Origin of the sequence: Vibrio sp. Vb0598 (assembly GCF_033338935.1) — a bacterium.
Taxonomy (GTDB): Bacteria; Pseudomonadota; Gammaproteobacteria; order Enterobacterales; family Vibrionaceae; genus Vibrio; species Vibrio alginolyticus.
Map to the genome: position 1 here is coordinate 1 of NZ_JAWOTP010000285.1, position 1,055 is coordinate 1,055.

The following is a 1,055-nucleotide window of genomic DNA, read 5'->3' on the forward strand; positions in this document are numbered from 1 at the left end:
GGCAAAACGCGGATCGGCGTTGATCCCTGTGCCAACGGCAGTGCCGCCTTGAGCAAGGGCTTTCACCATCGGCAGTGTTTGTTCAATGGCTTGTTTAGCGTGTTCAATCTGGAATTGCCAGCCGCCCAGCTCTTGCGCGAAAGTGATTGGCATGGCGTCCATCAAATGAGTTCGGCCTGTTTTTACCACATCTTGCAAAGCTTGCTTCTTGGTTTCTAGGCTTTGGCTAAGATGGGCCAGTGCAGGCAACAACTTGTGTTCAATAGCAAGTGCTGAGCTGACTTGAATCGCCGTCGGCACCACATCGTTACTGCTTTGACCCATGTTAACGTGGTCATTCGGATTGACGTTGCCGCCAAGCAATTCAGACGCGAGCGTGGCAATCACTTCATTAGCGTTCATGTTGGAGCTTGTCCCAGAACCGGTTTGGAATAGGTCGATAGGGAACTGATCGAGATGTTGGCCATCAATAATGGCTTGCGCAGCGTCTGCAATCGCATTAGCAATATCACCTTCTAGTAACCCTAGTTGTGCGTTGGTCAGTGCTGCCGTCTGTTTGATGTGGGCTAAAGCTTGGATGAAACCGCTTGGCATGGTGTGCTGGCTGAATGCGAAGTTATCGATAGCGCGCTGAGTTTGCGCTTGATACAAGGCATTCGCCGGGACTTTTACTTCGCCCATGCTGTCGGTTTCAATACGAAATTCGGTGGTCATAGTAGGGTTCCTTTCGTTTAATCAAGAGAAGTCTGAATGAGGCGTAATTGTTGTTGTAATTGGAGAAACTTTACGTCGCCATGTTCAAACTGATAGTAGTAACGTTTGAGGCAGAATAAGGGCGTGTGAACCGAATCAAGGCAGACTCGGCGAAATGTACGAGTGCGAGTTGGGTCTTGAATCGCTTCGAGAAGGTGGAAATACACTTGGCGCAAAAACAGTTCGCACAAGAGTAAGTTTTCATCTTCTGCTTCATGCTCATAGCTGGATGACAACACCATACCCCAATGAATATAGTCATGAATGACGTCGGGCTCAAAGCCACTTGGCGCGGCAAGTTG

Annotated in this window: 2 protein-coding genes; both read right to left on the minus strand. The window is 49.1% G+C overall.

From position 1 onward, the window contains the following. Positions 1-714, minus strand: a 714-nt coding sequence (locus R7Q38_RS24725; protein ID WP_318114710.1) for a lyase family protein, incomplete at its 3' end; no start/stop codon positions are given. A 17-nt stretch (positions 715-731) separates the two neighbouring features. Next, the coding region (locus R7Q38_RS24730) for a hypothetical protein (protein WP_318114712.1) at positions 732-1,055 on the minus strand (324 nt) is incomplete at its 5' end.